The following is a 5,113-nucleotide window of genomic DNA, read 5'->3' on the forward strand; positions in this document are numbered from 1 at the left end:
GTGCTGACCACCCCCCGGAGCTACCCGATGATCGCGGCGGGCGGCCTGGTCACCGCCTACTCGTACGAAACCGGATCGCTGGGCACCGTTCCGTTCAGCGCGCAGTTCCGCTCCCTCGACGGCAAGCTCGCCCGCCCGCAGACGTACGTGCAGGACACCCAGGCGAACGCGTCCGTCCAGGTGATCGGGCCGGTGACCGACGGCCCCGAGAACACCCGGCGGGTGCCGCTCCGGGTCCGGTACGCCGGTGACGCCCGCCAGCTCGGCAACTCACTCACCGCCGCACAGCTGCCCGCCGGGTCGATGATCCTCTTCACCGAACCTTTCGACGGCCCGGTGTACGGCTCCCAGGCTTTCGTGCCGGGCGGGCTGCTGATGCAGGGTGAGGAGCGAGACGTGGCGCTGTTCATCAGCCGACCGACCGACCCGGCGGACGAGTCGACCCCGATCACCGTGGCGCTGGCCACCCACTACTGGAACGAGACGGTGCCAGACGTCGACCCGAGCGACAACACCGTCACGTTCAACCTGGCCGTGGCAGCCAGCTGACCTGACGGTGCGACGGCCGGCCGCCGCCCGGACCAGTTCCGGGTGGTGGCTGACCGCCGTCAGCTCCCGGCGGGTGGGCGTACCGGGGCGGCGGTGAGCGAGTCGACCGAGCGCGGTGCGGCGGCCTCGCGGGGCGGGGCGTCCAGCGGCGCGGCCAGCACGTCCCGCTGCGGCACACCCCCGATGCCGGACTGCTCGGCGGCGATCTTCTCCTGCAGACGCAGGATGCCGTGCAGGAGCGCCTCCGGCCGGGGCGGGCAGCCGGGCACGTACACGTCGACCGGGATGATCTGGTCGACACCCTTGGTCACCGAGTACGAGTCCCAGTAGGGGCCGCCGCAGTTGGAGCAGGCGCCGAACGAGATGACGTACTTCGGCTCGGGCATCTGGTCGTAGAGCCGCTTGATCGCCGGCGCCATCTTGTCGGTCACCGTGCCGGAGACCACCATCAGGTCGGCCTGGCGGGGGCCGTGGGCGAACGGGATCACGCCGAGCCGGATGAAGTCGTGCCGACCCATGCTGGTGGCGATGAACTCGATCGCGCAGCAGGCCAGACCGAAGTTGAACACCCAGAGCGAGTAGCGGCGCCCCCAGTTGAGCACGAACCGGATCGGCTCACCGAGCACTGCCGGCAGCTGCACGACCGCCTCCCTCCTACCCCCGTCGAACAGTCAATCACAGCTCCGGCGGGTACCCGTTGGGGCCGGTCACGATCCCCTTGGTTCGCACAGCCCCGCAGCCTGTCACGCACCTGACAACCCGACGGGCGCGAGGCCTGCAACCGTTGCGGGGCCCGTCGGGTGTCTTGCTCGCATCACCGCCACCGGAGCCATGGGGCGGTACTACGGGGAACGGGGAGACACGAATGACCAGAACCATCACCCGCCGGCTGCTGGCCGGTGTCCTGGGCGCGGGGGTCGCGCTGACCGGTCTGTCGGGGCCGGCGGTCGCCGGCCCGGGCGACACGGCGGTCTCGGTCGGCCGGCTGGTGCTCGAGCCGACCGCCCGGGGGTACGTGGGCAGCCTTTCGGTGACAGTCAACTACCGCGGCCACGACGCGGCGTACCTCAATCTGGCGGTCACCGAACCGGTCCCTGGCGCCTTCGACGGGCTCGACCCCGCCGATCCCTGCAATTTCGGGGTGCCACAGCCGGCCCGGACGATCTACTGCGGCGTGCCGGGCGGCGCGTTGCAACCGGGTGAGCGGCGAACGTTCACCGTTGACTTCCGGGTGCTCACCACCACCCGGCCGTACGCGATGGTCACCCCCGGTGGAAAGGTCGCCATCGAGACCGGAGACCGGAACCCCGCGAACGACACGGCAGCCTTCTCCGCGCTGTTCCGCTCGACGACGGGCTCACTGCGCGCCCCCCGCCCGTACGTGCGGGACACCATCGCGGACGCGGCCGTGAGCGCCGGCTCCGCCACCATGACGCGGCAGGAGGACGGCAGCTGGTTCGGGCGGGTGCCGATCACCGTCCGGGTCGCGGGCGACGCGGCACACGACGCGTACTGGCTCGCTCCGACTCTGCCACGTGGGGTCGATATCGGTGGCACCGAACCCGCGGACGTCTGCACGGCGCACTGCATGGTGGCCGGCGGGAAATTCATGCCCGGTGAGGAGCGAACGATAGCCCTGCTGATCTGGGCACCCGCCGAGGTGTCTCCCGGTGACCTCGGCACCGGTTCGGTGCAGCTGTACGGCAACTTTGGTTGGAGCGGCCAGCTGCCCGACGTCGACCCGGCCGACAACATCGCCACCTTCGCCGTCACCGCCGGCTGACCGAATGTCCTCGATGGAGGCGCGGCCGCAGGGGTTCCAGCGGCCGCGCACCCCCGCCGCACCCGATCCGGTGACGGCTCCCGCGCTTCTGCACATCGAGGTGAGCGGAGCGGTCCCGCACGACGATGGTCCCCGCTTCGACGAGGTCTACCGGCGTCACTTCCAGCCACTGGTGGTGCAGCTGTACGCGTTCGTCGGGGACATGAACGAGGCACAGGACCTGGTGCAGGAGGCGTTCAGCCGGGCCTGGCCCCGCTGGGACCGAATCTCCCGCTACGACGACCCGGTGGCCTGGATCCGTCGGGTCGCCTGGAACGTCGCGGTCAGCCGGTGGCGTCGCCTGCGCACCGCCCGGCTGTTCAGCCTCCGTCAGCGGGTGGAGGTGGTCAACGGGCCCGGTCCGGATCGGGTGGCACTCACCGCCGCGCTGGTGACCCTGCCGGCGAACCAACGGCGCGCGGTGGTTCTGCACTACCTGGCCGAGCTGACCATCAGTGAGATCGCCGAGGACTGCGGGGTGGCGGCCGGCACTGTCAAGTCCTGGCTGCACCGGGCCCGGGCCACGCTGGCCGATCGTCTGGCCGAGCAGGAGTCCGGACTCTCGAGCCGACAACCCGCGACCGTCGACGGCGGCCCGACCGGAAGGAGGGCGGACTAGATGGAGCAGCGCAACGAGCGAGCTGATTGGCTGGCGGCTGCCTTCGACGAGCTGAGCACCGCCGGCTTCCAGCAGGTCGACGAGCCTGATCCGGACGTGCCGCGTCGGCGGGCGTACCGCCGGCTGCGGAATCGGGTCGTGTCGTCGGGGATCGCCGCAGCGGTACTCGTCGCGGTCGGCGGGGTGAGTCTGGTTCGGCCCGTGGCCGCTCCGCCGCCCACCGATGTCATCGCCCCCTCGCCGGTCACCGATTTTCCCTCGGTCCAGATGGAGAGTCTGGCAGCCGGTCCCACCAGCCAGTCGCCCACGTCCCTGCCGAGCGGTCCGTCGACGCCGACCGCGACGCCCTCCGCCAGCCCTCCGACCGATCGGCCAACCAGTTCCCGCCCCACGCCCAGGCCGAAGCCGACGCCGACCCCTACCCGGTACGTCGACCTGTCGATCAGCGCCCCGCGCTCCCTCACTCTGGAGCCGTCCGACACCGCCTACACCGGAACGCTCGACGTCACGATGGGCAACGCCGCCACCCGGTCGTACGACGCCGGGGACCTGATCGTGGTGCTTCCCGTCGAGGCGACGATCAGTCTGAAGGGCACGAACATCGGCGGTTGCTTCCACCAGGGCCAGACCGACGACCTCAAGACGATGACCTGTACCGGCGACGGGCCGATTCCCCTCGGCGGCACCCGCTCCTACCAGATCGCCGTCACGGTGAACATCGCCCCGGGCGGGCCGGCCCGGACCCTCACCGGTTTCGCGCTCACCGTGCGGGCCAACGTGGGCGGAAAGTTCCCGGCCGACCGTTCGCCCGGCGACAACACCGCAGCTACCACCTTGCAGTTGCCCGCCAGTTGAGCGCCCGCGCCACCGGATCCGTCTCCATCGAGCGGGAGGCTCCGGTCGCCGGCCGCCACGTACGACCCGGGGGGGTACGTGGCGGCCGGCGCTCCGGTCACCAGGTGGGGCGTTGCAGCAGCCCGACGAACTCCACCAACAGCCGCTCGCGCAGCGCCGGGGGCGCGGCGTCGAGCAGCGTGTTCACCACCGCCATCCGCTCGGGCAGCGGCGCACCGTCGGTGTCGCCGCCCATGCCCAGCCCGGCGGCGAGACCCGCGACCAGCTCCGGGGTCAGCGCGTCCGGGGTCAGTGACGTCGCCAGCGCCGTCAGTTCGGGCGGGAGTGCGACCGGGCCGGCCGCCTGGGCGGCGGCCACCGCCTCGGTCAGGTCCGGCCCGAACTCGGCCACCCGGGGCGCGACCGCCGCGGTCACCGTGAGGTGCACGCTGGCGGGCAGACCGGCGTACGACAGCTGGGGTTGGGTGTGCCAGCCCCGCGCGGTCAGCTCGTCGACCAGCACGAACAGGTCGGGGCCGTCTTCGGTGGCGGTGAAGCAGACCACTGTCGACTCCGGTTCGGCCATCAGCCGCAACCCGTCGACGGCGCGGACCGCGTCGGCCAGCCCGGCGACCGCGTCCCGGGTGACGCCGGCCAGCCGCAGGTAGCCGTCGTCGCCGAGGTGCCGCACCGTGGCGTACGCGGCGGCGATCGGGCCGCCCGAGCGGGTGGACGCGATCACCGGGTTGATCATCGTGTAGCCGGGCCAGTCGGCGTACGCGAAGTACTGCGGGGCGCGCAGCGTGGCGTCCCGGTGCAGCAGCACCGACACCCCCTTCGGCGCGTACGCGTACTTGTGCAGGTCGACCGAGATGGAGGTGACCCCGGGCACGGCGAAGTCGAACGGCGGCACCGGCTCCCCGAGGCGACGCAGGTACGGCAGGGTCCAACCTCCGAAGCAGGCATCCACGTGGCAGCGCACCCCGGCGTCGGCGGCGGCGGCAGCGATCTGCGCGACCGGGTCGATCACCCCGTGCGCGTACGACGGCGCGGAGCAGGCGACCAGCACCGTCTCCGGGCGGATGGCGGCGGCCATCGCGGCCGGGTCGGGACGCAGCGTCTGCGGGGAGACCGGCACGACGTCCAGCGCCACCCGCAGGTAGTGCGCCGCCTTGGCGAAGGCCGCGTGTGCGCTCGACGGCACCACGATCCGGGGTTCGGCGATCTCCGGGTGGGCGTCGCGGGCGGTCTTGACGGCGAGGATCAGCGACTCGGTGCCGCCGCTGGTG

At 72.0% G+C, this 5,113-nt stretch carries 5 protein-coding genes and 1 pseudogene; 4 read left to right on the plus strand and 2 right to left on the minus strand.

Translation table 11 applies throughout. The annotated features are described in order from the left end of the window. Window positions 1-549: pseudogene (locus KBX53_RS21615) on the plus strand (hypothetical protein); the annotation flags it as partial. Between the two features lie 59 nt (window positions 550-608). Here KBX53_RS21615 and KBX53_RS21620 read toward each other — a convergent pair. Then, the gene (locus KBX53_RS21620) at window positions 609-1,190 is read right to left on the minus strand and encodes an NADH-quinone oxidoreductase subunit B (RefSeq protein ID WP_030329811.1); all 582 of its coding nucleotides are present in this window, start codon (window positions 1,188-1,190) and stop codon (window positions 609-611) included. A 224-nt stretch (window positions 1,191-1,414) separates the two neighbouring features. Between KBX53_RS21620 and KBX53_RS21625 the strand changes: the two genes are divergently transcribed. From KBX53_RS21625 to KBX53_RS21635, 3 genes are read left to right on the plus strand one after another with little or no spacing between them, the layout of a single operon-like run. Further along, window positions 1,415-2,332: a hypothetical protein gene (locus KBX53_RS21625; RefSeq protein ID WP_210861274.1), complete on the plus strand. Its 918-nt coding sequence runs from the start codon at window positions 1,415-1,417 to the stop codon at window positions 2,330-2,332. A 13-nt stretch (window positions 2,333-2,345) separates the two neighbouring features. Next, the gene (locus tag KBX53_RS21630; protein WP_210861276.1) at window positions 2,346-2,990 is read left to right on the plus strand and encodes a SigE family RNA polymerase sigma factor; all 645 of its coding nucleotides are present in this window, start codon (window positions 2,346-2,348) and stop codon (window positions 2,988-2,990) included. Then, complete coding sequence (locus KBX53_RS21635; RefSeq protein WP_210861278.1) at window positions 2,991-3,845, plus strand: hypothetical protein; 855 nt, start codon at window positions 2,991-2,993, stop codon at window positions 3,843-3,845. A gap of 97 nt (window positions 3,846-3,942) precedes the next feature. Here KBX53_RS21635 and KBX53_RS21640 read toward each other — a convergent pair. After that, window positions 3,943-5,113, minus strand: a 1,171-nt coding sequence (locus KBX53_RS21640) for an aminotransferase class V-fold PLP-dependent enzyme (protein ID WP_210861279.1), incomplete at its 5' end; no start/stop codon positions are given.

The organism is Micromonospora sp. M51 (assembly GCF_018070305.1).
Lineage (GTDB): Bacteria > Actinomycetota > Actinomycetes > Mycobacteriales > Micromonosporaceae > Micromonospora > Micromonospora parva.

Bases quoted from the DNA above. Each gene is read 5' to 3' on its own strand.
- KBX53_RS21625 (WP_210861274.1), top strand. From the start codon at position 1,415: ATGACCAGAACCATCACCCGCCGGCTGCTGGCCGGTGTCCTGGGCGCG.
- KBX53_RS21635 (WP_210861278.1), top strand. From the start codon at position 2,991: ATGGAGCAGCGCAACGAGCGAGCTGATTGGCTGGCGGCTGCCTTCGAC.
- KBX53_RS21630 (WP_210861276.1), top strand. From the start codon at position 2,346: ATGGAGGCGCGGCCGCAGGGGTTCCAGCGGCCGCGCACCCCCGCCGCA.